Source organism: Mesorhizobium sp. M3A.F.Ca.ET.175.01.1.1 (genome assembly GCF_004791945.1).
Classification (GTDB): domain Bacteria; phylum Pseudomonadota; class Alphaproteobacteria; order Rhizobiales; family Rhizobiaceae; genus Mesorhizobium.
Genome location: NZ_SRTP01000167.1, coordinates 1 through 350 on the forward strand (window position 1 = coordinate 1; position 350 = coordinate 350).

Genomic DNA, 350 nt, shown 5'->3' on the forward strand with positions numbered 1-350 from the left:
AGGCGAGCATGGGAACCCTTCCATCAAACTCAACCTTGTGGGAACCTGGCAGCGCTCATAGGCGATGACGAGGGCCTCAACAGCATCGTCGTCAAGGCGCGGAAGGAACGTGGACTTCCAGTAGTTGAATGCGCCGGAAGGGAAGCCCGCGTCCAGCATTCCATTGAGGTCCACATAGGGTATCGGCCCTAACGCATCCACCGCTACGGTGCCAAAGCTCCGGATCTTGCGTCCAACGATCTCCGCATCTTCGGGTGAGCCGATATGACAGGAAACGATGGCAACGATCGGGGTGCCCGAGCCGTCTGGCGCGGTAGTTAAGGCGGCGACGAGCATAAGGTCGTCCGAGG

General features: G+C 59.7%; 1 pseudogene. It reads right to left on the minus strand.

Features of this window, described 5'->3' with window-relative positions:
* A pseudogene (locus EN818_RS31220) lies at positions 1 to 336 on the minus strand (hypothetical protein); the annotation flags it as partial.
* Positions 337 to 350: the final 14 nt, after the last annotated feature.